Below are 25,409 nucleotides of genomic sequence, written 5' to 3'. Positions count from 1 at the left end.
AGACCCCCAGCGAACCGTCGTCCCCTCCGTCACCCGCGCCCGAGCCGGCGGGCTACGCCGCCCAGCGGCTGCACCTGCTCCGCGAGGACGGCCGGACCGGCGCGGCCCGCCGGTCCGCCCTGGCCGAGCTCACCGACCGCTGGCTGGCCGGCCTCTTCTCCACCGCCGCGGACGGACTGACCGGTGTGGCGCTGGTCGCTGTCGGCGGCTACGGCCGGGGCGAGCTGTCCCCGCGCAGCGACCTGGACCTGCTGCTGCTGCACGACGGCAGCGCCAAGTCCGGCGTCAACGCCCTCGCCGAGCAGTTGTGGTACCCGGTCTGGGACAACGGCATCGCACTCGACCACTCCGTCCGCGACCTGTCCACCGCCCGCAAGGTGGCCGCCGACGACCTCAAGGTGCAGCTGGGCCTGCTGGACGCGCGCCATGTCGCGGGCGACCCCGGCCTCACCGCCGCCATGCGCTCGGCGATCCTCGCCGACTGGCGTGCCGGCGCCGTCAAACGCCTTCCCGAGCTGCACGTCATGTGCCGCGAACGCGCGGAGCGCCAGGGTGAGTTGGCCTTCCTGCTGGAGCCCGACCTGAAGGAGGCCCGCGGCGGTCTGCGCGATCTGACCGCGCTGGACGCGGTGGCCGCCTCCTGGATCGCCGACGCCCCGCGCACCGGCCTGGCCGAGGCGGGCGCCAGGCTCCGCGACGTCAGGGACACCCTGCACCTGGTCACCGGGCGCGCCACCGACCGGCTCAGCCTGCAGGAGCAGGACGCCGTCGCGCTGGAACTCGGCGTCCTGGACGCCGACATCCTGCTGCGCCAGGTCTACGAGGCGGCCCGTACCGTCGCCTACGCCTCCGACGTCACCTGGCGCGAGGTGGACCGGGTGCTGCGCGCCCGCAGTGGCAGCAGGGTCCGCCGCACCGTCCGCTTCGGCTTCGGCTCGGGTGCCCCGGCCGCGCGCGGCACCGCCGAGCGCAGCCCGCTCGCCGAGGGCGTGGTGGAGCAGGACGGCGAGGCGGTGCTCGCCCACGCGGCCCGGCCGGCGAACGATCCGGTGCTCCCGCTGCGCGCCGCCGCCGCGGCCGCGCAGGCCGACCTGCCGCTGGCGCCGTCCACCGTGCGCCGGCTGGCCGCCGAGACCAGGCCGCTGCCGGTGCCCTGGCCGGACGAGGCCAGGGACCAGCTGGTCACCCTGCTCGGCGCGGGCGAGAGCGCGGTCCCGGTCTGGGAGGCGCTGGAGGCCGAGGGCCTGATCGCCCGGCTGCTGCCGGACTGGGACCGGGTCCGCTGCCGTCCGCAGCGCAACGCCGTGCACCGCTGGACGGTGGACCGGCACCTGGTCGAGACGGCGGTCCGGGCCGCCGCGATGACCCGCCGGGTGGCCCGGCCCGACCTGCTGCTGGTCGCCGCGCTGCTGCACGACATCGGCAAGGGCTGGCCCGGTGACCACTCCGAGGCCGGCGAGGTGATCACCCGTGATGTCGCGGTCCGGCTGGGCTTCCCCAAGGACGACGTGGAGGTGCTGGCGCTGCTGGTGCGGCACCATCTGCTGCTGGTGGAGACGGCGACCCGGCGCGACCTCGACGATCCGGCCACCGTCGCCGCGATCACCTCGGTGGTCGGCAGCACCGGCGTGCTGGAACTGCTGCACGCCCTCACCGAGGCGGACGCGCTGGCGACCGGCCCGGCCGCCTGGAGCAGTTGGCGCGCCACCCTGGTCGCCGACCTGGCCGACCGGGCGGCGGCCGCCCTGGTCGGCGACGGCGGCCAGCCCGAGACGGCGGCGCCCGAGCCCTCGGCCGAGGAGGAGCGGCTGGCGGTCGAGGCGGCCCGGACCAACGGCCCGGTGCTCTCCGTGCACGCGGAGGCGGAGCACCCGACCGACCCCGGCAGCGAGCCCATGGGCGTCACCCTGACCCTGGCCCTGCACGACCGCCCCGGAGTGCTGCCCACGGTGGCGGGGGTGCTGGCGCTGCACCGGCTGACGGTCCGTTCGGCCGCCATCCGCGAGCTCGATCCGATAGGAGCGGGCGCGGTCCTGGCGCTGACCTGGCAGGTGGCAGCGGAGTACGGCGAGGTCCCGGAGGCGGCCAGGCTGCGGGCGGACATCCGCCGCGCCCTGGAGGGCGGCCTGGACGTCACCCGCCGGCTGGCCGAGCGGGACGCGGCAGCCCCCCGCCGTCGCGGCAGCGCCGCGCCGCCGCCCCGGGTGACCGTGGCCCCCGGCGGGTCGGCCAGCAGCGCCACCGTCCTGGAGGTCCGCGCCCATGACGCCCCGGGCCTGCTGCACCGCATCGGCCGCGCCCTGGAGGACATCGGCGTGCGGGTCCGCACGGCCAGGATCTCCACCCTCGGCGCGGACGCCGTCGACGCCTTCTACGTCACCGGCCCCGACGACCTCCCGCTGCCGCCGTCCCGGGCCGTCGAGGTGGCCCGCTCGGTGGAGCGCGCGCTGTCCTGACCGGCGGTCTCCAATGGTTCCGCCGGCGCCGTGACGTCCGTGACGTCCGTGACGTCCGTGGCGTCCGTGGCGTCCGGGACGGGCTCCGCGCCGGGGCCCGGCAACTGCGCCCGGGTGCCGATCCGGCGCGCGGGCGCCCCGGCCCAGATCTCGTAGGGGCCGGTCGAGGTGGTGAGCACCGCGTTGGCGCCCACCACGGTGCCGCGGCCGACCGTGAGCACACCGCGCTTGCACAGCACCTTGGCGCCGGAGCAGAGCACCGCTCCGTCCTCCACCACCACGCGCTCCATCAGGCTCTGCTCCTGCGGCACCCACGGGTCCGCCCGGCCGATGGTGACCCCGTTGTAGAGGGTCACCCCCGCGCCGAGGGTGGTGTAGGGGTGCAGCACCGTGCCGAAGCCGCGGTGGAAGACGACCAGCCCCGGTCCGACCTCGGCGGCGGCGGGAACCTCCACCCCGTAGAGCGCGAGCACTTCCTGGACGGCGCGGCGCAGCAGCGGATGGCGGCGGCGCTGGATCAGCGAGGCGACGAGCGACATGGATCCATGCTGCGCACTCCTGGACCACGGCGGAGGGCGGACGCGCCGCTGTCAGTCCATCGGATGATCCCTGACCGGGGTGGGAACGTACTTCGCGCGTGCGGATACCCTGGGGGGCGACGACTCCATCCGTTCCCGAGCCACGAGGACCCGCGACCGACGTGTTCGATACCCTTTCCGACCGCCTCGCAGCGACGTTCAAGAACCTCCGCGGCAAGGGACGCCTGTCCGAGGCGGACATCGACGCCACCTGCCGTGAGATCCGCATCGCCCTGCTCGAAGCGGACGTCGCGCTGCCGGCCGTCCGCGCCTTCATCAAGCAGGTCAAGGAGCGGGCGCTGGGCGCCGAGGTCTCCGGTGCGCTGAACCCCGCCCAGCAGGTCATCAAGATCGTCAACGACGAGCTGGTCAACATCCTCGGCGGCGAGACCCGCCGGCTGCGCTACGCCAAGACCGGCCCGACCGTGATCATGCTCGCCGGCCTCCAGGGCGCGGGCAAGACCACCCTGGCCGGAAAGCTGGGCCACTGGCTCAAGGAGCAGAAGCACACCCCGCTGCTGGTCGCCTGCGACCTGCAGCGCCCCAACGCGGTGACCCAGCTGGGCGTGGTCGCCGAGCGGGCCGGCGTCGCCATCTACGCACCCGAGCCGGGCAACGGAGTCGGGGACCCGGTCAAGGTCGCCAGGGACTCCATCGAGTTCGCCAAGCAGAAGCAGTACGACGTCGTCATCGTCGACACCGCCGGCCGCCTGGGCATCGACGCCGAGCTGATGCAGCAGGCCGCGGACATCCGCGCCGCGGTCGACCCGGACGAGGTCCTGTTCGTCGTCGACGCCATGATCGGCCAGGACGCGGTCACCACCGCCCAGGCCTTCCTCGAAGGCGTCGACTTCACCGGCGTGGTGCTCTCCAAGCTGGACGGCGACGCCCGGGGCGGCGCGGCCCTGTCAGTGGCGCACCTCACCGGCCGTCAGATCATGTTCGCCTCCAACGGCGAGAAGCTGACCGACTTCGACGCCTTCCACCCGGACCGGATGGCCTCGCGCATCCTCGGCATGGGCGACATCCTCAGCCTGATCGAGCAGGCCGAGAAGACCTTCAGTCAGGACGAGGCCGCCAAGATGGCCTCCAAGCTGGCCAGCAAGGGCGGCAAGGAGTTCGGCCTGGGCGACTTCCTGTCCCAGCTGGAGCAGGTCTCCAAGATGGGCTCGCTGTCCAAGCTGCTCGGGATGATGCCCGGCATGGGGCAGATGCGGGACCAGATCAACAACATCGACGACCGGGACGTCGCCCGGGTCGGCGCGATCATCAAGTCGATGACCCCGTCCGAGCGGGACGACCCCAAGCTGATCAACGGCTCCCGCCGGGCCCGTATCGCCAAGGGCTCCGGGGTCCACGTCTCCGAGGTCAGCAGCCTGGTCGAGCGCTTCTTCGAGGCCCGCAAGATGATGTCGGCGATGGCCGGCGGCAAGGGCATCCCCGGGATGCCAGGCATGCCCGGCATGGGCGGCGGCGGGGCCCGCAAGGCCAAGCAGCAGAAGCAGGCCAAGGGCAAGAAGCAGTCCGGCAACCCGCTGAAGCGCGCGGCCGAGCAGAAGGCGGCGCTGGAGCGCAAGGCCGCGAGTACGCAGGACGGGGCGGCCTTCGGTCCCGGCGCGGCGAAGCTGCCGGAGAACTTCGAACTCCCCAAGGAGTTCAAGGACCTGCTCTAGGACAGGCCCTGCGGCCGGAACGGGCTCGGGCCCCGCCCGGATGCGCGATGATGTCGCGTATGCGAGTGGAGATCCGAGCCCCCCGACTGTCCGACGCCGCTGTCTACGCCGCAGCGGTGCGCCGCTCCGCCGAGTCCATCGGCCGCTGGAACCCGGTCGAGCCGGACGGGCTGGTCGACCTGGTGCGCCGTCAGGGCGAGGGACTGCGCACGTTCCTCTTCTTCGACATCGAGGACGGCGGCCTGGCCGGCAGCTGCAATGTCGCCAACATCGTCAAGGGCCGCTTCTGCAATGCGAGCCTCGGCTACAACGCCTACCTCCCCTACAACGGCAGCGGCCGGACCACCGAGGGGATGCGGCTGGTGGTGGACCGCTGCTTCGCCCCGGAGAGCTCCGGCGGCCTGGGCCTGCACCGGCTGGAGATCAACGTCCAGCCCGAGAACGAGCCCTCGATCCGGATGGCCAAGCGCCTCGGCTTCCGCCACGAGGGCTACACCCCGCGGATGCTCTTCCTCCAGGACGCCTGGCGCGACCACGAGCGCTTCGCGCTGACCGCCGAGGAGTGGGCCGGCATCTGACGGCGCGGCTGGTCCTCACTCGGGGTCTATGTCCGTATTATCCAAAATGTGACGACTCCTGTGCCGCCCCGTCAGAACCCCGACGAGATCTGGCGTTCCGAGGGCGCTCCACCGCCGCCCCCGCCGAGGCGCAAGCGGTCCGGCGGCGGCTGGATCAGCATGGTGCTCACCGCCCTGGTGGTGTTCCTGCTGATGGACACCCTGCTCAGCATCTTCGGCGGCGGTGGCAGCACCAATGTCACGTACACCGAGTTCAGCAGCCAGTTGAACGCCGGCCATGTCTCCGAGATCTACGCCAAGGGCGACAGCATCCAGGGCAAGCTCAAGGAGGCCCAGCCCAAACCGAACGGCGCCAAGGGCAGCTACACCGAATTCAACACCCAGCGGCCGGTCTTCGCCGACGACAGCCTCTGGGCCACGTTGACCGAGCAGGGCGTCACCGTCGACGCCGAGCCGGTGGTCAAGGAGCGCAGCTTCCTCGCCAACCTGCTGATCTCGATGGCCCCGATGCTGCTCCTGGTGGTGCTGTGGATCGTCATCGCCCGCAGAATGGGCGGCGGGGGCATGGGCGCGCTGGCCAGGAAGCCGCCGCCCAGGCCGGTCACCGCGGAGCCCGGCAGCAGACGCACCAGCTTCGACGACGTGGCCGGGATCGACGAGGTCAAGGGCGAGCTCACCGAGGTGGTCGACTTCCTCAAGCGGCCCCAGGAGTACCGCGCGATGGGCGCCAGGATGCCCGGCGGCGTGCTGCTGGCCGGGCCGCCCGGCACCGGCAAGACCCTGCTGGCCCGGGCCGTCGCAGGAGAGGCCGGGGTGCCCTTCTTCTCCGCCTCGGCCTCCGAGTTCATCGAGATGATCGTCGGGGTCGGCGCCTCCCGGGTCCGCGAACTCTTCGCCGAGGCCCGCAAGGTCGCCCCGGCGATCATCTTCATCGACGAGATCGACACCATCGGCCGCGCCCGCGGCGGCGGCCAGGCCATGGGCGGCCACGACGAACGCGAGCAGACGCTCAACCAGATCCTCACCGAGATGGACGGCTTCTCCGGCTCCGAGGGTGTCGTCGTGCTGGCCGCCACCAACCGGGCCGAGGTCCTGGACAAGGCGCTGCTGCGCCCCGGGCGGTTCGACCGGACGGTGGTGGTCAGCCCGCCCGACCGGGAGGGCCGCGAGGCCATCCTGAGGATCCACACCAGGGAGATCCCGTTGGCCGAGGACGTCGACCTGGGGCAGGTCGCCCGGACCACCCCGGGCATGACCGGCGCCGACCTCGCCAACCTGGCCAACGAGGCGGCGCTGCTCGCGGTCAAGCACAAGGCGAAGGACGTCAGCGCCCGGAACTTCTCCGAGGCGCTGGAGAAGGTGCAACTGGGCGCGGTCAGGGCACTGGTGATGCCGGACGAGGAGCGCCGGCGCACGGCCTACCACGAGTCGGGCCACGCGCTGCTCGGCATGCTCCAGCCGGGTGCCGACCCGGTCCGCAAGATCACCATCGTCCCCCGCGGCCGGGCCCTCGGCGTCACCCTGTCCACCCCGGACGCCGACCGCTACGCCTACACCGAGGAGTACCTGCGCGGCCGGATCATCGGCGCGCTCGGCGGGATGGCCGCCGAGCAGGTGGTCTACGGGGTGATCACCACCGGCGCGGAGAGCGACCTGGAGCAGGTCACCGACATCGCCCGCGGCATGGCCGGCCGCTGGGGCATGAGCAGCGTGGTCGGCCGCCTCACCGCGATCCCCGGTGACAGCCAGGGCGCGTACGGCCTCTCCGCGGCCCCGGCCACCCTGGACGCGGTCGACGGCGAGGCCCGCCGCATCGTGGCCGAGTGCTACGAGGAGGCCTGCCACAAGCTCGCCGAGCACCGCCCCAGGCTCGACGCCCTCGCCGACGCCCTGATGGAGCACGAAACCCTCGACGAGGAGGCCGCCTACCGCACGGCGGGCATGCCCCGCTTCTCGAAGCAGAAGCAGACCTGAAGCACCCGCCTACCGCACCCGCCTACCGCACGCGCTCGGCCAGCGTGTACCTGAAGACGTTCAGCATCCGCACCGACCCGTCCCCCCGCCGGTACGGATGCAACGCCTCCACCACTTCCTTCTCCACCTGCCGGGTGCCGGAGTATTCGGCCGCAGCGTCGAACACCCCCATCGACAGCAGCCCCCGCACCGCACTCTCCAGATCCGGATAGGCGAACGGACACAGCACCCGCCCCCCGCCGCCCAGCCGCAACCCGGCCCGGGCGACCATCCGCTCCACCGCCCCCGGCTCGCTCAGCGCGAACGGCGCGTACGGCGCCCGCCGCAGCGGGTCCGCCAGCCGCCGGGCCACCCGCAGCACCCCCGCGCTCTCGCACCGCTCCGGCGGCCCCCAGGTCGCCAGCGCCACATGGCCGCCCGGCAGGGTGAGCCGGGCCGCGTCGCGGACCAGGGACAGCGGATCGGCGATGCAGGAGAGATGCTCGAACGCGGTCACCAGGGAGTGCGCCGGAGGCTGCGCGCCGGCCCCCTCCGGTGCGAGCTCCCGGTAGACATCGCTCATCACCCGGAGCGAGCGGTCCTGCGCCAGCGACCGCAACTCCGCCTCGGGTTCCAGCCCGACCACCTCGGCCCCGCGCCCGGCGGCCAGCAGCAGCGCCAGCCCCGAGCGACAGCCGAGTCCGAGCACGCTGGTCGCGGGCCCCACTTCCAGCCGCTCGTACACCGCCTCGTACAGGGGTACGAGCATGCGTTCCTGGATCTCCGCCCAGTCCCGCGCCCGTCGGCGTGCCTGCGTGCGGTCCGATGCCGAGCCGTTCGCCGTGCCGTTCGCCGTTCCGCTTGCCGCGCCACTCGCCACTGAAACGGAAGCCATCATTCAGGCTCCTTCAATCGGGCCTGCCGCGAGGCGTGAGGGTCGCCCCGCGCTTGGTCTCGCCGGGAGATCGCTCAGAGTCTCCGACTGACTACAGCCAACTCCGCCGACGCCCCGGAGTCCAGAGCGCGCGGGTATTGACTCCAACAATCCGGCGCCTGCCGCGGCGCCCGGCGGCCCCGTGCTTATCGATTACGGGTCACGCCCGTCCTCCCCGTACGATTCGCCCATGGCAAAGGCTCCCGTTCTCACACCCCAGGCGGACGATTTTCCCCGCTGGTACCAGGATCTGATCAACAAGGCCGAACTGGCCGACAACGGTCCGGTGCGCGGCACCATGGTCATCCGACCGTACGGCTACGCGCTGTGGGAGCGGATGCAGCAGGAGATGGACGCGCGCATCAAGAAGGCGGGCGCGCAGAACGCCTACTTCCCGATGTTCATCCCGCAGTCCTACCTCACCCGCGAGGCCGAGCACGTCGAGGGCTTCGCCCCGGAGCTCGCGGTGGTCACCCATGGCGGCGGCAAGGAGCTCGACGAGCCGGTCGTGGTCCGGCCCACCTCCGAGACCATCATCAACGAGTACTTCTCCAAGTGGGTGCAGAGCCACCGCGACCTCCCGCTGCTGATCAACCAGTGGGCCAACGTGGTCCGCTGGGAGCTGCGCCCGCGCGTCTTCCTGCGCACCACCGAGTTCCTCTGGCAGGAGGGCCACACCGCCCATGCCAGCTACGAGGACGCCCGCGCGTACGCCTCGCACATCCACACCGAGGTGTACGGCGACTTCATGACCAATGTGCTCGGCATCGACGTGGTGCTGGGCCGCAAGACCGCCAAGGAGCGCTTCGCCGGCGCGATCAACACGCTCACCCTCGAGTCGATGATGGGCGACGGCAAGGCGCTGCAGATGGGCACCAGCCATGAGCTGGGCCAGAACTTCGCCAAGGCGTTCAACACCCAGTACCTCTCCAACGGCTCCGAGCGCGAGTACGTCTGGCAGACCTCCTGGGGCACCTCGACCCGTATGGTCGGCGGCCTGATCATGTCCCACGGCGACGACAACGGCCTGCGGGTCCCGCCGCGGCTGGCGGCCACCCAGGCCGTGGTGCTGGCGATCAAGGGCGACGACGCCGTGATCGCCAAGGTCCGCGAGATCGGGGCGGCGCTGGAGGCCGCCGGGGTCCGCGTGGTCGTGGACGACCGCACCGACACCCCGTTCGGCCGCCGTGCCGTGGACTGGGAGCTCAAGGGCGTCCCGGTCCGCATCGAGGTCGGCCCGCGCGACCTGGAGAACGGGACGGCCATGCTGGCCCGGCGCATCCCCGGGGGCAAGGAGCCGGTCGCGGTGGACGCCCTGGCGGCGCTGGTCCCGGGCATCCTGGAGGAGGACCAGGCGCTGCTGCTGCGCCAGTCCCGCGAGCGCCGTGAGTCCCGCACCGTCGAGGTGGCGAACCTCGCCGAGGCCGTCGAGGCCGCGGCGACCGGCTGGGGCCGGATCTCCTGGGCCGAGCTCGGCGACGAGGGCGAGCGCAAGCTCGCCGAGCAGGGGGTGTCGGTGCGCTGCATCGTCGCCGAGGACGGTTCGGTGCCGGACGCCGACGACCAGCCCGGCAATGTCGCCATCGTGGCCCGCGCCTACTGAGGCAACGCCTGACGTACTCGGCGGAGGGCATTTCGTCTCGCCTGCTGAGACCGTGGCAAGCCGATTTACGTAGTCCAACCGGTCCGCCGCTTCCCCGGGAAGTGGCGGACCGGTTTTTCACTTCTGTATGTCCTCGCTCAAGTTCCCTCTCTGACCAGCAAGATGACTATCCGTCAGAGGACGGCTGCGGACCGCTCTCGGAGCGCTCCCAAACCCGTGACCTATGCGTCTCCTGGAGAAACCGCGTTTGCCGGAACATCGGGGGCTGCTCCCTCGTTGGCGTTGCGTGAGCACGACACAACAACCACTGGTCCTCGCGGCCGAGCTGGCCCTCGCCTGGGGCGACATCCAGCGCCACCACTCCGACCTGCCCAGTCTCGCGGCCCCGGAATCGCTGATCGGCGAATCCTCTTCGGCCTGCGGCACTGAACTGGGCTTTGAGCGACTGCTCCACGAGGCCGCCCACGGCCTGGCCGCCGCACGCGGCATCCGCGACACCTCGCGGGCAGGGCGCTACCACAACCGCCGATTCCTGGCCCTCGCCGATGAGCTGGGCCTGGACCACACCGCGGACCCCCATCCCAGCAGCGGATTCTCCCTGGTCACCATGCGCCCGGAGACCCGTGAGCTGTACGCCGGCACCATCGAGCGGCTGCAGCTCGCCCTGGGCGCCCACGCCGCCGCGACCAGCGGTCCGGTGCTGGACCGGGCCCGCAACTTCCGCGGCCCCGCCACCAGGCACGGCTCCTCCGGGGGCGGCGTCCGGGTGAAGGCGGTCTGCGACTGCGGGCGCAACGTCCGAGTGGTGCCGTCGGTCCTGGCCCAGGCCGCGATCGTCTGCGGCGCCTGCGGCCAGCCGTTCCGGATCGCCGACGTCACGCCGCCCCGGGGCTGACCGGAGTCCCGGGCGGCGGTCGGACGAAAGTCGGGCGGCGGCCGAGCGGCGGCGCGGTAGGGCGACGTCGTGCGGCGGCCCCGGGCCACAGCTGCGGGCGGCACCGGCGGTAAGCCGGTCCGCCGCGCTATGGCACAATGGACAGCTGAGTACTCGGCAGCCGAGCAGGACCCCTCTCTCCTCCGGCTGACGTGTCCGTCGAGCAGCCAGCAGCCGCAACCCCACGTGGAATGCGCGGCTGCTCACCCACGTCAAATCCAGGAGAACCACTCCCGTGGCAGTCAAGATCAAGCTGAAGCGTCTCGGCAAGATTCGCTCCCCGCACTACCGCATCGTCGTCGCCGACGCCCGCACCAAGCGTGACGGTCGTGCGATCGAGGAGATCGGCATCTACCAGCCGACCTACGACCCCTCGATCATCAAGGTCGACAGCGAGCGCGCGCAGTACTGGCTGGGTGTCGGCGCGCAGCCGACCGAGGCCGTCCTCGCGATCCTCAAGCTGACCGGTGACTGGCAGCAGTTCAAGGGCCTGCCGGCCCCGGCGCCGCTCAAGGTCGCCGAGCCCAAGGTCACCGACTTCTCGCACCTGTTCGCGAAGGCCGTCGCCGGCTTCGAGGACTCCACCACCGGTGTGGCCATCACCCCGAAGGCCAAGAAGTCGGACAAGAAGGACGAGGCCGCCGCCGAGTCCGACGCTGCTCCGGCCACCGAGTCCTGATCATGCTCGAGGAAGCCCTCGAGCACCTGGTGAAGGGCATCGTCGAGAATCCGGACGAGGTCCAGGTGCGTTCGCGTGAACTGCGCCGGGGCCGCATCCTCGAGGTGCGGGTGCACCCCGAGGACCTCGGCAAGGTCATCGGCCGGGGCGGCCGTACCGCGCGTGCTCTGCGCACCGTGGTCACCGCCCTCGGCGGTCGCAGCGTCCGCGTCGACCTGGTCGACGTCGACGGCGTGCGATAGGTCATAGGGCACCACTCGGGGCCGGCCAGGACATCGTCCTGGCCGGCCCCGAGCCGTTTCGCTCTGCATTTCTCTTCTCGTCACGTTTTTCGTCTGATTTTCGTCTGTCCACAGGAGAACGATCACCGTGCAGCTCGTCGTCGGCCGGATCGGCCGTGCCCATGGCATCAAGGGCCAGGTAACGGTGGAGGTGCGCACCGACGAGCCCGAACTGCGGCTCGCCCCCGGCGCCGTGCTGATGACCGACCCCGCCTCGGCCGGACCGCTCACCGTCGCGGACGGACGGGTGCACAGCGGGCGGCTGCTGCTCCGGTTCGAGGGCGTCAACGACCGCAACGGGGCCGAGGCCCTGCGCGGCACCATGCTGATCGCCGAGATCGACCCCGAGGACCGCCCCGAGGATCCGGACGAGTACTACGACCACCAGCTGATCGGCCTGGCCGTGGTCCTCGCCGACGGCACCCCGGTCGGCGAGCTCGCCGAGATCGCACACCTGCCCTCGCAGGAGCTGCTAACGGTGAAGCGCCCGGACGGCTCCGAAGTGCTGGTGCCGTTCGTCACCGAGATCGTCCCCGAGATCGACATCGACAACCGGCGCATCGTGCTGACCCCGCCGCCCGGCCTGATCAACACGGACGAGGCCGAGGTGGCCTCCGCGCGTGACGGTGACAGTGACAGGGACGCCGACAGGGACGCCGACAGGGACGCCGACGGGGGCGCCGGCGGGGCCGAAGCCGCCGCTGACAGCGCCGACTCGGAGTAGCAGGGGTCCGCCGTGCGTATCGACGTCGTCACGATCTTCCCCGAGTACCTCGAACCGCTGAACGTCTCCCTGGTCGGCAAGGCCCGCGCCCGCGGCCAACTGGACGTGCGGCTGCACGGACTGCGTGAGCACACCAGCGATGTGCACCGCACCGTGGACGACTCCCCGTACGGAGGCGGCCCCGGGATGGTGATGAAGCCCGAGCCCTGGGCCGCCGCCCTGGACGGCATCGTCGCCTCGGCCGGTCCCGGGGACGGCGAGGTGCCGACCCTGGTGGTGCCCACTCCCAGCGGCCGCCCGTTCACCCAGGAGCTCGCCCAGGACCTGGCCGGACGCCCCTGGCTGGCCTTCGCGCCGGCCCGCTACGAGGGCATCGACCGGCGGGTGGTCGAGGCGGCCGCGGAGACCATGCCGGTGGTCGAGGTCTCCATCGGCGACTATGTGCTGGCCGGCGGCGAGGTCGCGGTGCTGGTGATCGTCGAGGCGGTGGCCCGGCTGCTGCCCGGAGTCCTCGGCAACGCCGAGTCGCACCAGGACGACTCCTTCGCCCCGGGCCGGATGGCCGACCTGCTGGAGGGCCCGGTGTACACCAAGCCCGCCGAGTGGCGCGGCCGCGGCGTCCCCGAGGTGCTGCTCAGCGGCAACCACGGGAAGATCGCCCGCTGGCGCCGGGAGCAGGCCTTCGCCCGGACCCTGGCCGTGCGTCCGGACCTGGTGGAGCGCTGGGAGCGCAGCAGCATGGACAAGCACGACCTGCGCGCGTTGGACGCGCTGGGACTGCGGTGGAGCGAGGCCGACGGCCGATTTCTTCGCACGGCCGATGGTGTGGAAGAATAGGCGATTGCTGCCTGTCCTCGGCCGCCCCACGATCCAGCCGATCGTGACGGCCGGCCCGGTGCCCCTGCCACGGGGGAGACGCCGCCAACCGAGCGACACACAGCGCAACCATTTCACACGATTTCCGTGGGTGGCCCGTGGCGCCTGCGATGGAGACACATCATGAGCAACCTGCTCACTGCTGTCGACGCGGCCTCGCTGCGTACCGACATCCCCGCGTTCCGCGCCGGTGACACCGTCAACGTGCACGTCCGCGTCATCGAGGGCAACCGCTCCCGCGTCCAGCAGTTCAAGGGCGTCGTCATCCGCCGCCAGGGCGACGGCATCCGCGAGACCTTCACGGTCCGCAAGGTCAGCTTCAATGTCGGCGTGGAGCGCACCTTCCCGGTGCACACCCCGATCGTTGAGAAGATCGAGGTCGTGACCCGCGGCGCCGTCCGTCGCGCCAAGCTGTACTACCTGCGTGACCTGCGCGGCAAGGCCGCGAAGATCAAGGAGAAGCGCGACCGCTGAGTCTCCTTCCTACCGTGGTGCCTTAGGCTGCTGCGGCGATGGACTCCAATTTCCCGGGGCTCGATGCCCCGCACCCCTGCGCGACGCAAGAAGCGCCTGAGGACCGCGACTGCGCTGCCGACCCGGAGGGTCCGGCGGCCAAGCCGCGGTCCTCTGCTGTTCGCGGAGTGCTGCGGGACGCCGCCCTGCTGGCCCTGGTCTGCGCAGTGGTGCTGTTCCTGGTGAACAGGTTCGCCGCCGAGCCGTTCGGCATTCCCAGCGGCTCCATGGAGGGCACCCTGCGGATCGGCGACCGGGTGGTCGTCGACAAGGTGGTGTACCGGTTCGGCCGCCCGCTCCGCGGTGACGTGGTGGTCTTCGACGGCCGCGGCTCCTTCATCGACGACGGGGCGTCCGCCGGCGGCGACGCCAACGGCGACGACTTCGTGAAGCGGGTGATCGGCGTCGCCGGCGACACGGTGGCCTGCTGCGACAGCAGCGGACGGCTGAGCGTGGACGGAGTGCCGCTGGACGAGAGCGGGTACCTCTACCCGGGCGACACCCCCTCGCAGGTGCCGTTCTCGGTCAGGGTGCCGGCCGGGAAGCTGTTCGTGCTGGGCGACCACCGCTCGGACTCCAGCGACTCCCGGGACCACCTCGGGGACCCGGGCGGTGGGTTCGTTCCTGTCGACAAAGTGATCGGAAGGGTCGACTGGGTGGTCTTCCCGGTCGGACACTGGCGTTCGGTGGACCGTCCCGCTGCCTTTGCGGCGCTGGCGTCGGAACTGCGGAAGGGCGCCGGTCATGGGCAGCAGGGGTAAGAACAGGCCGGCCCGGATCGAGCCGACCCCGGCCGGGGACGGCACGGGTTCCGGTCCCGGTACCGGCGGCGGTCGGGCGGACCGGGGGCGCGCCGAACGCCGTCGCGCCGCCAAACGGGCCAAGCGCCGACGAAAGCGCTCGCTGCTGCGTGAAATACCCCTGATCATCGTGGTCGCCCTGGTGATAACCCTGGCTCTGCAGACCTTCTTCGTGCAGGTGTTCTCGATTCCCTCCGGCTCGATGCAGACCACCATCGGCATCGGCGACCGGGTCGTGGTCAACAAGCTCTCGCCCTGGTTCGGCGCCAAGCCGCAGCGCGGCGAGGTGGTGGTCTTCAAGGACCCCGACAACTGGCTCAAGGACGACCCGGTCCCCAAGAGCGGCGCGGTGGTGACCGCGGTGAAGAACGTGTTCACCTTCGTCGGCCTGCTGCCCTCGGACCGCGACCTGATCAAGCGGGTGATCGGCGTCCCCGGCGACACCGTCGCCTGCTGTGACACCAAGGGGCGGGTGACCGTCAACGGCACCGCGCTGAACGAGCCGTACATCTTCGCCGGGGAGGTCCCGTCCAGGATCACCTTCAAGGTGACCGTCCCGGCCGGGAAGCTCTGGGTGATGGGGGACCACCGGGACATCTCGGCGGACTCGCGCTACCACCTGGCCGACCCGGACGGGGGGTTCGTCCCCGAGTCGGACGTGGTGGGCCGTGCCGTTGCGGTGATCTGGCCGATCTCGCACTGGCGGACCCTGCCGGTGCAGTCGCTGCCGGTCCAGGCGTCCGGTGGCGGGTCCCCGACCGCGGTGTCCCCGGCGTCCGGTCAAAGTCTTCGTCAAGTATCGTCCGCAGCAGCGTCCGGACCGCTTCTCGGGGAACTTCCGCTCGTTATGGGTTTGGCTGCGACTGTGCCCCGCTTTGCGAGGCGCCGCCGCACCCGCACCCGGCCAGAGCGGTGACGGGTTCGGTTCAGCGATACGCGTGGGCATGACCGCCCGCCTGGCGACATGAGGAGACGACGTGGGGGATCTGGGGACCGGCGCCCGCGCGGGTGTCGGCGAGCCCGAGGATTCTGCGGCCACTACCGTTGGGTCCGTGGACGAGACCGGACGTGGAGACGCGGGCAACGACCAGACCGCAGGAGCGGCGGACCCTCACGGGGGCGGCGCGGACGATCTGTTGGACAGCGGGAAAGAGGGAGAGCCGGAGCCGCTCAAGGCGGGTAGACAGCGGAAGCAGCGCTCCTTCTGGAAGGAACTGCCGATCCTGATCGTGGTGGCGCTGGTGCTGGCGCTGCTCATCAAGACCTTCCTGGTGCAGGCCTTCTCCATCCCCTCGGGGTCGATGGAGAACACGCTGCGGATCAACGACCGGGTGCTGGTGGACAAGCTCACCCCGCACTTCGGCAGCAAGCCCTCGCGCGGAGAGGTCGTCGTCTTCCACGACCCGGGCAACTGGCTCTCCGACGAGCCCTCCCAGCAGCAGAGCGGCAACTCGCTGGTCCGCGGCGTCCAGGACGTCTTCAGCTGGATCGGGCTGATGCCGTCGGCCAATGAGAAGGACCTGATCAAGCGGGTCATCGCGGTCGGCGGAGACACCGTCAGCTGCCAGGGCACCGGCCCGGTGTACGTCAACGGCAAGCCGCTGACCGAGCCCTACATCTACCCCGGCGCCACCCCCTGCGGCGACAAGAACTTCGGACCGCTGAAGGTGCCCGCCAACTCGATCTGGGTGATGGGCGACCACCGCAACGACTCGCTGGACTCCCGCTACCACATGGACGAGCCCGGCGGCGGCTCGGTGCCCGACTCCGACGTGGTCGGCCGCGCCTTCACCATCGCCTGGCCGATCTCGCACTGGGCCACGCTGCCCATCCCGTCGACCTTCAACCAGTCCGGCATCAGCACCCAGGCCGGTGCCCTGCTGGTGAACGAGCCGGCCGTGGCCGGACTGATCGGCGCCGTCCCGCTCACCTACCTGCAGCGGCGCTTCCGGCTGCGCCGCCGGCGCGGGCAGGACCGCCCCAGCCAGGATTGATCACCTGGGATTGATCACCGCCACCCCTTGCGAAGGCCTCGGTACCGACCAGTAATCTGCTGGGACGCACCGAGGCCTTCCGCACGTACGGATCGGTACCGGCGATACGTACAACGAGGCTGGGGAGCGGCGACATGGCGGCACGGCGGATACGGCTCGACGGAGTGCTGCAGGCGATCGGCATCACCGTCGGCCTGTTGGGACTGGTCGGCGGATTCGTGCTGCTGGCGGTCCAGTACCGGCCGTACTCGGTGCCCACCGACTCGATGTCGCCGACGGTGAAGCCGGGGGACACCGTGCTGGCCCACCCGGTCAAGGGCAGCGAGGTGGGCCGCGGCGACATCATCGTCTTCAGCGACCCCCAGTGGGGCACCTCGGCGATGGTCAAGCGGGTCATCGGGGTCGGCGGGGACACCGTCGCCTGCTGTGACTCGGCCGGCCGGACCACGGTCGACGGGAAGCCGGTCACCGAGCCCTACCTGAACGCCTCCAGCCCCACCGCGCTGCTGCTGGGCGACCGGGCCTTCAGCGCCAAGGTCCCGGCCGGCCGGCTCTTCCTGATGGGGGACAACCGCTCGGTCTCGCTCGACTCCCGCTCGCACCTGGAGCTCACCGCGGGGACCATCCCCGACTCCGAGGTCAAGGCCCGGGTCGAGGGCACGGTCTGGCCGCTCACGACGGCCAGGACGATCGACCGCACCACCGCTTTCGACGCCGTTCCCGGTACCCGGGCCACCGCCCACGGCCCGCTGGAGCCGCTGGAGTGGGCGATCATCGGTGGTGCCGCACTGGTGTTGCTGAGCGCCGCTGCGGGTACGGTCGTGGGACGGCTGCGCAGACACCGCAGCTCCTGAGCGTACGGAGGTGGCGGGTGGAGGTGCTGCGCCGAAGGGCGGCCCGGGTGCTGCTGCTGGACCCCGCCGACCGGATCCTGCTGCTGCACGGCTTCGACCCGCTGGTGCCGGGGCGCACCTGGTGGTTCACCCCCGGCGGGGGCGTGGAGGGCGACGAGGAGCTCGCCGACGCGGCCCGGCGCGAGGTCGCCGAGGAGACCGGGATCACCGGCATCGCCCTGGGACCGCTGGTGGCCCGCCGTACCACTGCCTTCAGCTTCGACGGGCGCAGCTTCGACCAGGACGAGTGGTACTACCTCGCCAGGACCGGTACCACCGCGCTGGACGCCTCCGGCCAGACCGAGCTGGAGCTCCGTACCGTGGACGAACTGCGCTGGTGGTCGCTGCCGGAGCTGCTGGCCGCCACCGAGACCGTCTACCCGGAGGGCCTGGGGCCGCTGCTGGCCTCACTGCTCGCCGCAGGGCCGCCGGACCGCCCGGTCCGGCTCCCGTGTCCCACCCCGTGGTCCACAATGGACGAACGTACGCACAGCTGAGGGGAACGTGGGGATGAGTGCCGAGGACCTCGAGAAGTACGAGACCGAGATGGAGCTCAAGCTCTACCGGGAGTACCGCGATGTCGTCGGGCTGTTCAAGTTCGTGATCGAGACCGAGCGGCGCTTCTACCTCACCAATGACTACGAGCTGAACGTGCGCTCGGATCAGGGCGAGGTGTTCTTCGAGGTGTCCATGGCTGACGCCTGGGTCTGGGACATGTACCGACCGGCCCGCTTCGTCCGCAAGGTCAGGGTGCTGACCTTCAAGGACGTGAACGTCGAGGAGCTGGCCAAGAGCGACCTGGAGCTTCCCTCGGACGAGGCCGGATTCGGTCCCTGACCGGCGGTCCGCCCCTCCTCTCGTCCGTCTCTCGTCAATGCTCCGCCGTCCGGTTCACTCTTCCGGGCGGCGGAGTTTTTCACACCCCCCGAGCTGTCCACAGGTTGCGGACCGCCCCTGGCCCGACGCCCCCGGAACCGGCAGATTGCCGACCGGAGGTGATCGTGATGACAGCACGCACACAGGCACTGGGCCGCTACGGCGAGAACGCCGCAGCCCGCGCCCTGGCCGCAGCCGGGCTCACCGTGCTGGACCGCAACTGGCGCTGCCGCGAGGGCGAGCTGGACATCGTCGCCCTGGACGGTGACACGCTCGCCGTCTGCGAGGTCAAGACCCGCAGTGAGCGCGGCTTCCAGAGCCCGGCCGAGGCCCTCGACCGGGCCAAGGCGAGCCGGCTGCTGCTGCTCGCGGAGCGCTGGCTCGCCGAGCGCTGGAAAGCCCCGGCACCCGCGGGCGGAGTGCGGATCGACCTGGTCAGCGTGGTGCACACGCCGCGCGGGGCGGCCCGGGTCGACCACATCCCCGGGGTGGTGGGCTGAGATGGCGTTCGCCCACACCGGTTCGGTGGCCCTGCTCGGCGTGGACGGGGTCGTGGTCGAGGTCCAGGCCGACCTGGAGCCGGGGGTCGCCGCGTTCGCCATCGTCGGCCTGCCGGACAAGGCGCTCAGCGAGGCCAAGGACCGGGTCAGGGCCGCGGTGGTGAACTCCGGGGAGAAGTGGCCCCAGCGCAAGCTCACGGTGGGCCTCTCGCCCGCCTCGGTGCCCAAGAGCGGCAGTGGCTTCGACCTGGCCATCGCCTGTGCGGTGCTCGCCGCCGCCGAGGTGCTCGACCCGGCCGCCATCGCCAAGCTGCTGCTCATCGGCGAACTGGGGCTGGACGGCCGGGTCCGGCCGGTGCGCGGGGTGCTGCCCGCGGTGCTCGCCGCCGCCGACGCCGGGTACGAGCGGGTGGTGGTGCCCAGCCAGACCGCGGCCGAGGCCGCGCTGGTGCCCGGGATGAGCGTCCTCGGCGTCAGCACCCTGGCCCAGCTGCTCGGCCTGCTCACCGGGCGCCTCACCGAGGAGGACCAGGAACCCGAGGCAGGCCCCGGCCTCGGCGCCACCCGCCCCGACAACGCCCTGGTCGGCCTGTCCCTGCCCGGCCTCGGCGTCCGCAGCCGCCGCGCCGACGAAGCCGACCACCGCGACCTCGCCGACATCGCCGGCCAGTTCGAGGCCCGCCGGGCCCTGGAGATCGCCGCGGCCGGGGGCCACCACCTCTACCTCAAGGGCCCGCCAGGAGCCGGCAAGACCATGCTCGCCGAGCGCCTCCCCGGCATCCTGCCGCCGCTCACCCAGCAGGAGGCGCTGGAGGTCACCGCGGTGCACTCGGTCGCGGGCCTGCTCCCGGCCGGGCAGCCGCTGCTCGCCGCCGCCCCGTACTGCGCCCCGCACCACTCCACCACCATGCCGGCGATCATCGGCGGCGGCAGCGGACTGCCCCGCCCCGGCGCGGTCTCGCTGGCCCACCGGGGCGTGCTCTTCCTGGACGAGGCGCCCGAGTTCCCGGTCCGGGTGCTGGACGCGCTGCGCCAGCCGCTGGAGTCGGGCGAGGTGGTGGTGGCGCGGTCGGCCGGCTCGCTGCGGCTGCCGGCCCGCTTCCTGCTGATGCTCGCGGCCAACCCCTGCCCCTGCGGCCGGTGGTCGCGCCGGGGCGAGGGGTGCGACTGCACCCCCACCATGGTCAGCCGGTACCAGGGACGGCTGTCGGGGCCGCTGCTCGACCGGGTGGACCTGCGCGTCGAGGTCGACGCGGTCACCAGGGTCGAGCTGATGGAACGCGACGCCACCGCCGAGAGCACCGCCACCGTCGCGGCCCGGGTGCTCGCCGCCCGGGACCGGGCAGCGGCCAGACTCGTCGGCACGCCCTGGCGCACCAACGGCGAAGTCCCCGGCCATGAGCTGCGCACCCGCTGGCGGCTGGCCCCGGGCGCCCTCAAGGACGCCGAGCGGGACATGGAGCGCGGCCTGCTCACCGCCCGAGGCCTGGACCGGGTGCTGCGGGTCGCCTGGACCGCGGCCGACCTGGCCGGCCTCGACCGCCCGGAACGCGACGAGGTCCGTACCGCACTCGCCCTGCGCAGCGGCTTCAGCCGCAGCCTGCCCCGTTGAGCAACCCGATCGGAGACCGGCCCGTGCTGACCGACACCCGCGCGGACGTCCGCGTCGTTCCCGAGGCCGAGCGGCTGGCCCGGACCGTCCTGTGCCGCATCGTCGAGCCCGGCGACGAAGCCGTCGGACTCCTGCTCCAGCGGCACGGGCCGGTCGAGGCCGCAGAACGGCTCAGTCTGGGCCGGGACCTGCCCACCGCCATCGCCCGCCGCAGTGAGGGTTACCGGGCCCGTGCCGCGGGCGTCGATCCGGTGGCGGACCTGGACCGGGCCCAGCGGCTCGGCGCCCGACTGGTCTGCCCGGGCGACGAGGACTGGCCCTCCCAGCTGGACGACCTCGGCCCGGCCCGCCCGATCGCGCTCTGGGTACGCGGCGGTGCCTCCCTGCGGCTGCTCGCGCTGCGCTCCGTCGCCGTCGTCGGCGCCAGGGCCTGCACCGCCTACGGGACCCATGTCGCCACCGGGCTGAGCGCCGATCTCGCCGACGCGGCCTGGGTGGTGGTGTCCGGCGGCGCCTACGGCATCGACGCCTCGGCCCATCGGGGTGCGCTGGCCGCCACCGGTATCACCATCGGGGTGCTCGCCTGCGGCGTGGACCAGGTCTATCCGCGGGGGCACGGCGCCCTGCTCGGCCGGATCGCCGACCAGGGACTGCTGGTCAGCGAACTCCCACTGGGAGCCCATCCCACCAAGCCCCGCTTTCTGCTGCGCAACCGGGTCATCGCCGCGCTGACCCGCGGCACCGTTGTGGTGGAGGCGGCCCGGCGCAGCGGCGCGCTGAGCACCGCGCGACGCGCCCGGGACCTCAACCGCCTGGTGATGGCGGTGCCGGGGCCGGTCACCTCGGAGCTCTCCGCCGGGGTGCACGCACTGCTCCGGTCCGGGGCGGCCTTGGTGACCGACGCCGCCGAGGTGATCGAGCAGGTGGGCGGGATCGGTGTCGACCTGGCGCCGACGCGCCGGGGGCCGGCGGTCCCGCTCGACACCGTCGGCGGGGAGGCGCTGCAGGTCCTGGAGGCGATTCCGGCCGGTCCCTGCGGCGCGCCGGTGGAGCAGCTGGTCCGCGGAGCGGGGTTGCCGCCCGACACCGTGCTCCGCAGGCTGTACGAGCTGGGCTCGCTGGGCCTGGTGGAGCGCGAGGGCTCGCATTGGCGCCTGGTGTGAGCGCCCCCGGCGCGCGCCCGGACCCACCTGATCGAGCGAGTGCCCGTTGTGGATAGCACTCAGAGAGCGTCCGGTCACGCTACGCTCACAACCGCTCGGCTGAACGGGGCCGATGGATCAGCAGAACGGCACAAGACACCGAATGCCCATGTACTCGAACCTCCCCGGGGACGAACCGCTCACCACCGACCAGCGCCCGGCGCCGGTACGTTCACGGTGGGCCGCGTCCCATGCGGAGTCGCACAACGAGTGCATCCCCGGAGCCCGTTCCGGCACGGCGGCCGTCCCCGCCGCTCCGGTCGCGGCACAGCCGAAGCTCCCCGCGCAGAACGCGGCCGAGCCGCGACGGGCGCTCGACGCGCTGTGGCGCGCCTACAAGGCGCAGGGCGATCCGCGACTGCGTGAGCAACTGATCCTGCACTACTCGCCACTGGTGAAGTACGTGGCAGGACGGGTGAGCGTCGGCCTGCCGGCCAATGTGGAGCAGGCCGACTTCGTCTCCTCCGGAGTCTTCGGACTCATCGACGCGATCGAGAAGTTCGACCCGGAACGCGCCATCAAGTTCGAGACCTACGCGATCAGCCGGATCCGCGGCGCGATCATCGACGAGCTCCGCGCCCTGGACTGGATCCCCCGCTCGGTCCGGCAGAAGGCCAGGGCGGTCGAACGCGCCTACGCCACCCTGGAGGTGGCCCTTCGGCGCACCCCGAACGACCCCGAGGTGGCCGCGGAGATGGGGATCCCGCTGGACGACCTGCACACCATCTTCAGCCAGTTGTCGCTGGCCAACGTGGTCGCCCTGGACGAGCTGACGCACGGCGGCGGCGAGGGCAGCGACCGGGTGAGCCTGCTCGACACCCTGGAGGACCCGGCCGCGGACAACCCGGTGGAGGTCGCCGAGAGCCGCGAGCTGCGCCGGCTGCTCGCCCGCGCCATCAACACCCTCCCCGACCGGGAGAAGACCGTCGTCAGCCTGTACTACTACGAGGGCCTGACGCTGGCCGAGATCGGTCAGGTGCTAGGCGTCACCGAGAGCAGGGTCAGCCAGATCCACACCAAGGCCGTGCTCCAACTCCGCGCCAAACTCTCCGACGCCCGCTGAGCGGCTCCGCCGCCTTCGGCGCGGACCGGTCGGTCTAAGCTGTCGCCGTGCCGAAGATCCGAGCCGCCACCCTCGCCGAGCATCGCCGGCTGCAGCGCGACGCCCTGCTGGAGGCTGCCCGCGCCCTGCTGGCCGAGGGGGGTATGGAGGCGCTGAGCTTCCCCGCACTCGCGGCCAGGACCGGCCTGGCCCGTTCCTCGGTGTACGAGTACTTCCGCTCGCGTGCCGCCGTGGTCGAGGAGCTCTGCGCGGTGGACTTCCCGGCCTGGTCCACGGAGATCGTCGACGCGGTGGCCCTCGCCGACACCCCGGCTGGGCGCGTCGAGGCGTATGTCCGAGCACAGTTGGCCCTCGCCGGGGATCCCCGGCACCGTGCCCTGGCGGCCATCTCCGCCGGGGAGCTGGACGACGCCGCCCGCCAGCGGATCCGCGCGTCGCACGGCCAGTTCGTCGCGCTGGTCGTCAGCGCACTGGCCGAACTGGGCCACGCCCAGCCCGGATTGACCGCGTCGCTGGTGCAGGGAATCGTCCAGGCCGCGGTCAAGCGCCTGGAACTGGGCGCGGCCGAGGACCCTGCCGCCATCACCGAGGCGACCGTCGCCCTGGTGCTGCGCGGCGTCACGGACGTACCGGCGGCCTGAGCCCGCGACAGCGGCAGCAGCCTGGACCGCCCCGGACCCACCAGCGCCAGCGGATCCAGATAGCGGTGCCCCCGCAGCAGCCCCCAGTGCAGACAGCTCACCGGGCAGTGGCCGCCGGCGCCGCCGACCGGACCGGAGGTGACGCTGCCGACCACCTGTCCGACCGCCACGCTCTCTCCTTGCCCGACCTCGGCCTTCACCGGCTGGAAGGTCGTCCGCAGCGGCGGGTCGCCGCTGCCGGCGAGGCTGACGGCGACCACCCCGGTACCGGCGACCACCCCGGCGAACGACACCGTCCCGGCCCGCACCGCCCGGACCGGAGTGCCGGCCGGCGCCGCCAGATCCACCCCGCGATGTCCGGGCAGCCAGGGCAGCGGCGGCGGATCGAACCGTCGCAGCACCTGCGCGAGCGATCCTCCGGTGGGCAGCCGCGGCGCCGGCTGTCCACCGGAGGCGAGCGCCCGCTGGCCAGGCGGACCGGCCACGGTCATGGCGAGCCACAGCAGCAGGCCGAGCAACAGGAGCAGCCGCCTGCCGTCGGGCACGGGCGGACGCGAAGGACAGCCGGGCGGTGAGGGAGGAGCGGGCAGCGAGGGAGGAGAGGGAAGAGGAAGAGGAGGAAGGGAGGTCATGGCAGTGACTCTCCTCGCCCGAAACCCTTGGCACAGCGCTCCCATCTGCCCCTGTGGACAACTCGGGGGGTGTGCAGAAGACGCTCACCCGGACGGGTGACAGCGGGCCCCGGCAGCGGAGGTCGCCCGGTGTCCGGCGATTCCCGTACACTTCATTCGCGGCCCAGCGTGCTGGGTCGACTTCGCACGCCCCGCCACCGGTGCCTCGGCCAGTCCCTCGCCCGGTGAAGTGCCACTCGGTCCATCACGGTCCGGCACGGTCGGGGCGTCAGGCGCGGCGGCCTCCCGGCCGGCGCGGAAACCGAGAAACCTAGGAGTACGGCCATGGCCGTCGTCACGATGCGGGAGCTGCTGGAGAGCGGCGTCCACTTCGGTCACCAGACCCGTCGTTGGAACCCGAAGATGAAGCGCTTCATCTTCACGGAGCGCAACGGCATCTACATCATCGACCTGCTGCAGTCGCTGAACTACATCGACCGCGCCTACGAGTTCGTCAAGGAGACCGTTGCCCACGGCGGCAGCGTCCTCTTCGTCGGCACCAAGAAGCAGGCGCAGGAGGCTATCGCGGAGCAGGCCACCCGCGTGGGCATGCCCTACGTCAACCAGCGCTGGCTCGGCGGCATGCTGACCAACTTCCAGACGGTCTACAAGCGCCTCCAGCGGATGAAGGAGCTCGGCGAGATCGACTTCACGGATGTGGCCGCCTCCGGCCTCACCAAGAAGGAGCTCCTGGTCCTCGAGCGCGAGCACACCAAGCTCGAGAAGACCCTCGGCGGTATCCGCGACATGCAGCGCGTGCCGTCCGCGGTCTGGATCGTCGACACCAAGAAGGAGCACATCGCCGTCGGCGAGGCGCGCAAGCTCCGCATCCCGGTCGTCGCGATCCTCGACACCAACTGCGACCCCGACGAGGTCGACTACAAGATCCCCGGCAACGACGACGCCATCCGCTCGGTCACCCTGCTGACCCGCGTGATCGCCGACGCCGTCGCCGAGGGCCTGATGGCCCGTTCCGGTGCCGCCAAGGGCGACGCCAAGGTCGAGACCGGTGCCGACCAGCCGCTGGCCGACTGGGAGCGCGAGCTGCTCGTCGAGGGCGAGAAGAAGGCCGACGAGGCCCCCGTGGCCGACGCTGCCGCCGAGGCCCCCGCCGCCGCCGAGGCCCCCGCTGCCGAGACCGCCCCGGCCGAGACCGCCGCTGTCGAGGCTCCGGCCGAGGCCGCTGCCGCCGTCGAGGCGCCCGCCGAGGCTGCCGCTGTCGAGGCGCCCGCCGCCGAGGCCGAGCAGGCCTGACGACTTCAGGGCGAGGGGTACGGCGGCGACCGCCGGCGTGCCCCTCGCATCGTGTCCGGCGGCCGGCCCCCAGCAGGGGACCGGCCGCCGGCGCGGCCCACTCCACACCATCGTTGAGAAG

The 25,409-nt window shown here is 72.0% G+C and carries 25 protein-coding genes and 1 pseudogene; 23 read left to right on the top strand and 3 right to left on the bottom strand.

Going from position 1 to position 25,409, the window contains the following annotated elements; translation table 11 throughout:
• Positions 1–68 precede the first annotated feature (68 nt).
• Entirely contained in the window at positions 69–2,456 is a 2,388-nt protein-coding gene (locus TR46_RS01660) for a [protein-PII] uridylyltransferase (RefSeq protein ID WP_042392726.1), read from the top strand.
• On the opposite strand, the gene TR46_RS01655 is transcribed toward TR46_RS01660, so the two are convergent.
• Positions 2,372–2,995, bottom strand: coding sequence for an LbetaH domain-containing protein (locus TR46_RS01655; protein ID WP_042392340.1), 624 nt, complete (start codon positions 2,993–2,995; stop codon positions 2,372–2,374). The genes TR46_RS01660 and TR46_RS01655 overlap by 85 nt on opposite strands.
• A gap of 161 nt (positions 2,996–3,156) precedes the next feature.
• On the opposite strand from TR46_RS01655, the gene ffh reads away from it, so the two are divergent.
• The 3 genes from ffh to ftsH are packed head-to-tail and all read left to right on the top strand — an operon-like array spanning position 3,157 to position 7,259.
• On the top strand, positions 3,157–4,707 hold the full coding sequence (ffh, locus tag TR46_RS01650; RefSeq protein ID WP_042392339.1) for a signal recognition particle protein: 1,551 nt from the start codon (positions 3,157–3,159) through the stop codon (positions 4,705–4,707).
• Between the two features lie 59 nt (positions 4,708–4,766).
• Positions 4,767–5,285 carry a GNAT family N-acetyltransferase gene (locus tag TR46_RS01645; protein ID WP_236655166.1) on the top strand — a complete coding sequence of 173 codons (519 nt, stop codon included), beginning with the start codon at positions 4,767–4,769 and terminating at the stop codon, positions 5,283–5,285.
• A gap of 48 nt (positions 5,286–5,333) precedes the next feature.
• The gene (gene ftsH, locus TR46_RS01640; RefSeq protein WP_042392337.1) at positions 5,334–7,259 is read left to right on the top strand and encodes an ATP-dependent zinc metalloprotease FtsH; all 1,926 of its coding nucleotides are present in this window, start codon (positions 5,334–5,336) and stop codon (positions 7,257–7,259) included.
• 22 nt (positions 7,260–7,281) lie between these two features.
• Here ftsH and TR46_RS01635 read toward each other — a convergent pair whose 3' ends face one another.
• Positions 7,282–8,007, bottom strand: a complete 726-nt coding sequence (locus TR46_RS01635) for a class I SAM-dependent methyltransferase (protein ID WP_042392336.1) — start codon at positions 8,005–8,007, stop codon at positions 7,282–7,284.
• Positions 8,008–8,362: 355 nt separating this feature from the next.
• On the opposite strand from TR46_RS01635, the gene proS reads away from it, so the two are divergent.
• The 18 genes from proS (at position 8,363) to TR46_RS01545 (ending at position 23,363) form a co-directional block, all read left to right on the top strand.
• Positions 8,363–9,775 (top strand): proline--tRNA ligase, encoded by a 1,413-nt coding sequence (gene proS, locus TR46_RS01630; RefSeq protein WP_042392334.1) that lies wholly within the window; start codon positions 8,363–8,365, stop codon positions 9,773–9,775.
• A 286-nt stretch (positions 9,776–10,061) separates the two neighbouring features.
• Positions 10,062–10,670: a hypothetical protein gene (locus TR46_RS01625; protein WP_042392332.1), complete on the top strand. Its 609-nt coding sequence runs from the start codon at positions 10,062–10,064 to the stop codon at positions 10,668–10,670.
• Positions 10,671–10,944: 274 nt separating this feature from the next.
• Complete coding sequence (gene rpsP, locus TR46_RS01620) at positions 10,945–11,388, top strand: 30S ribosomal protein S16 (RefSeq protein WP_030263863.1); 444 nt, start codon at positions 10,945–10,947, stop codon at positions 11,386–11,388.
• Positions 11,389–11,390: 2 nt separating this feature from the next.
• A complete protein-coding gene (locus TR46_RS01615) occupies positions 11,391–11,630 on the top strand; it encodes an RNA-binding protein (protein WP_030263860.1) in 240 nt (79 codons plus the stop codon).
• 127 nt (positions 11,631–11,757) lie between these two features.
• Positions 11,758–12,393 carry a ribosome maturation factor RimM gene (gene rimM / locus TR46_RS01610; protein WP_042392331.1) on the top strand — a complete coding sequence of 212 codons (636 nt, stop codon included), beginning with the start codon at positions 11,758–11,760 and terminating at the stop codon, positions 12,391–12,393.
• A gap of 12 nt (positions 12,394–12,405) precedes the next feature.
• A complete protein-coding gene (gene trmD, locus TR46_RS01605; protein ID WP_042392329.1) occupies positions 12,406–13,230 on the top strand; it encodes a tRNA (guanosine(37)-N1)-methyltransferase TrmD in 825 nt (274 codons plus the stop codon).
• A 162-nt stretch (positions 13,231–13,392) separates the two neighbouring features.
• Complete coding sequence (gene rplS / locus TR46_RS01600; RefSeq protein WP_030263853.1) at positions 13,393–13,743, top strand: 50S ribosomal protein L19; 351 nt, start codon at positions 13,393–13,395, stop codon at positions 13,741–13,743.
• Positions 13,744–13,781: 38 nt separating this feature from the next.
• Complete coding sequence (lepB, locus tag TR46_RS01595; protein ID WP_042392327.1) at positions 13,782–14,543, top strand: signal peptidase I; 762 nt, start codon at positions 13,782–13,784, stop codon at positions 14,541–14,543.
• On the top strand, positions 14,527–15,498 hold the full coding sequence (gene lepB / locus TR46_RS01590; RefSeq protein WP_042392325.1) for a signal peptidase I: 972 nt from the start codon (positions 14,527–14,529) through the stop codon (positions 15,496–15,498). Before lepB (TR46_RS01595) ends, lepB (TR46_RS01590) begins: the two co-directional genes overlap by 17 nt.
• Positions 15,499–15,559: 61 nt before the next feature.
• A complete protein-coding gene (gene lepB, locus TR46_RS01585; RefSeq protein ID WP_042392323.1) occupies positions 15,560–16,576 on the top strand; it encodes a signal peptidase I in 1,017 nt (338 codons plus the stop codon).
• 134 nt (positions 16,577–16,710) lie between these two features.
• On the top strand, positions 16,711–17,430 hold the full coding sequence (gene lepB, locus TR46_RS01580) for a signal peptidase I (protein ID WP_042392321.1): 720 nt from the start codon (positions 16,711–16,713) through the stop codon (positions 17,428–17,430).
• 17 nt (positions 17,431–17,447) lie between these two features.
• On the top strand, positions 17,448–17,966 hold the full coding sequence (locus TR46_RS01575) for an NUDIX hydrolase (protein ID WP_042392318.1): 519 nt from the start codon (positions 17,448–17,450) through the stop codon (positions 17,964–17,966).
• A 13-nt stretch (positions 17,967–17,979) separates the two neighbouring features.
• Positions 17,980–18,306, top strand: coding sequence for a DUF2469 domain-containing protein (locus TR46_RS01570; RefSeq protein ID WP_030263837.1), 327 nt, complete (start codon positions 17,980–17,982; stop codon positions 18,304–18,306).
• Between the two features lie 167 nt (positions 18,307–18,473).
• The gene (locus tag TR46_RS01565; RefSeq protein ID WP_042392316.1) at positions 18,474–18,845 is read left to right on the top strand and encodes a YraN family protein; all 372 of its coding nucleotides are present in this window, start codon (positions 18,474–18,476) and stop codon (positions 18,843–18,845) included.
• 1 nt (position 18,846) lies between these two features.
• Positions 18,847–20,457, top strand: a complete 1,611-nt coding sequence (locus TR46_RS01560) for a YifB family Mg chelatase-like AAA ATPase (RefSeq protein ID WP_042392314.1) — start codon at positions 18,847–18,849, stop codon at positions 20,455–20,457.
• Complete coding sequence (gene dprA, locus TR46_RS01555) at positions 20,454–21,620, top strand: DNA-processing protein DprA (protein WP_084717733.1); 1,167 nt, start codon at positions 20,454–20,456, stop codon at positions 21,618–21,620. The genes TR46_RS01560 and dprA overlap by 4 nt, the downstream gene beginning before the upstream one ends.
• A 142-nt stretch (positions 21,621–21,762) precedes the next feature.
• Positions 21,763–22,722: an RNA polymerase sigma factor WhiG gene (gene whiG / locus TR46_RS01550; RefSeq protein ID WP_439654327.1), complete on the top strand. Its 960-nt coding sequence runs from the start codon at positions 21,763–21,765 to the stop codon at positions 22,720–22,722.
• Between the two features lie 47 nt (positions 22,723–22,769).
• Positions 22,770–23,363, top strand: coding sequence for a TetR/AcrR family transcriptional regulator (locus TR46_RS01545; protein WP_042392312.1), 594 nt, complete (start codon positions 22,770–22,772; stop codon positions 23,361–23,363).
• A gap of 62 nt (positions 23,364–23,425) precedes the next feature.
• On the opposite strand, the pseudogene TR46_RS39030 reads toward TR46_RS01545, so the two are convergent.
• Positions 23,426–23,854, bottom strand: a pseudogene (locus TR46_RS39030) (peptidoglycan DD-metalloendopeptidase family protein); the annotation flags it as partial.
• 465 nt (positions 23,855–24,319) lie between these two features.
• On the opposite strand from TR46_RS39030, the gene rpsB reads away from it, so the two are divergent.
• Positions 24,320–25,288, top strand: coding sequence for a 30S ribosomal protein S2 (gene rpsB, locus TR46_RS01535; RefSeq protein ID WP_042392310.1), 969 nt, complete (start codon positions 24,320–24,322; stop codon positions 25,286–25,288).
• Positions 25,289–25,409 lie beyond the last annotated feature (121 nt).

Origin of the sequence: Streptacidiphilus carbonis, from assembly GCF_000787775.1 — a bacterium.
In the GTDB taxonomy this organism is placed as follows: domain Bacteria; phylum Actinomycetota; class Actinomycetes; order Streptomycetales; family Streptomycetaceae; genus Streptacidiphilus; species Streptacidiphilus carbonis.
The sequence above is the reverse complement of the archived record's forward strand: the minus strand, read 5'-3'. Positions and strand labels throughout refer to the sequence as shown.

Excerpts from the sequence above, each read along its gene's own strand:
- TR46_RS01655 (WP_042392340.1), bottom strand. The coding sequence starts at position 2,995 with ATGTCGCTCGTCGCCTCGCTGATCCAGCGCCGCCGCCATCCGCTGCTG.
- TR46_RS01645 (WP_236655166.1), top strand. The coding sequence starts at position 4,767 with ATGCGAGTGGAGATCCGAGCCCCCCGACTGTCCGACGCCGCTGTCTAC.
- TR46_RS01635 (WP_042392336.1), bottom strand. The coding sequence starts at position 8,007 with ATGCTCGTACCCCTGTACGAGGCGGTGTACGAGCGGCTGGAAGTGGGG.
- proS (WP_042392334.1), top strand. The coding sequence starts at position 8,363 with ATGGCAAAGGCTCCCGTTCTCACACCCCAGGCGGACGATTTTCCCCGC.
- TR46_RS01615 (WP_030263860.1), top strand. The coding sequence starts at position 11,391 with ATGCTCGAGGAAGCCCTCGAGCACCTGGTGAAGGGCATCGTCGAGAAT.
- rplS (WP_030263853.1), top strand. The coding sequence starts at position 13,393 with ATGAGCAACCTGCTCACTGCTGTCGACGCGGCCTCGCTGCGTACCGAC.
- lepB (WP_042392327.1), top strand. The coding sequence starts at position 13,782 with ATGGACTCCAATTTCCCGGGGCTCGATGCCCCGCACCCCTGCGCGACG.
- lepB (WP_042392325.1), top strand. The coding sequence starts at position 14,527 with ATGGGCAGCAGGGGTAAGAACAGGCCGGCCCGGATCGAGCCGACCCCG.
- lepB (WP_042392321.1), top strand. The coding sequence starts at position 16,711 with ATGGCGGCACGGCGGATACGGCTCGACGGAGTGCTGCAGGCGATCGGC.
- TR46_RS01570 (WP_030263837.1), top strand. The coding sequence starts at position 17,980 with ATGAGTGCCGAGGACCTCGAGAAGTACGAGACCGAGATGGAGCTCAAG.
- TR46_RS01565 (WP_042392316.1), top strand. The coding sequence starts at position 18,474 with ATGACAGCACGCACACAGGCACTGGGCCGCTACGGCGAGAACGCCGCA.
- TR46_RS01560 (WP_042392314.1), top strand. The coding sequence starts at position 18,847 with ATGGCGTTCGCCCACACCGGTTCGGTGGCCCTGCTCGGCGTGGACGGG.
- whiG (WP_439654327.1), top strand. The coding sequence starts at position 21,763 with ATGCCCATGTACTCGAACCTCCCCGGGGACGAACCGCTCACCACCGAC.
- rpsB (WP_042392310.1), top strand. The coding sequence starts at position 24,320 with ATGGCCGTCGTCACGATGCGGGAGCTGCTGGAGAGCGGCGTCCACTTC.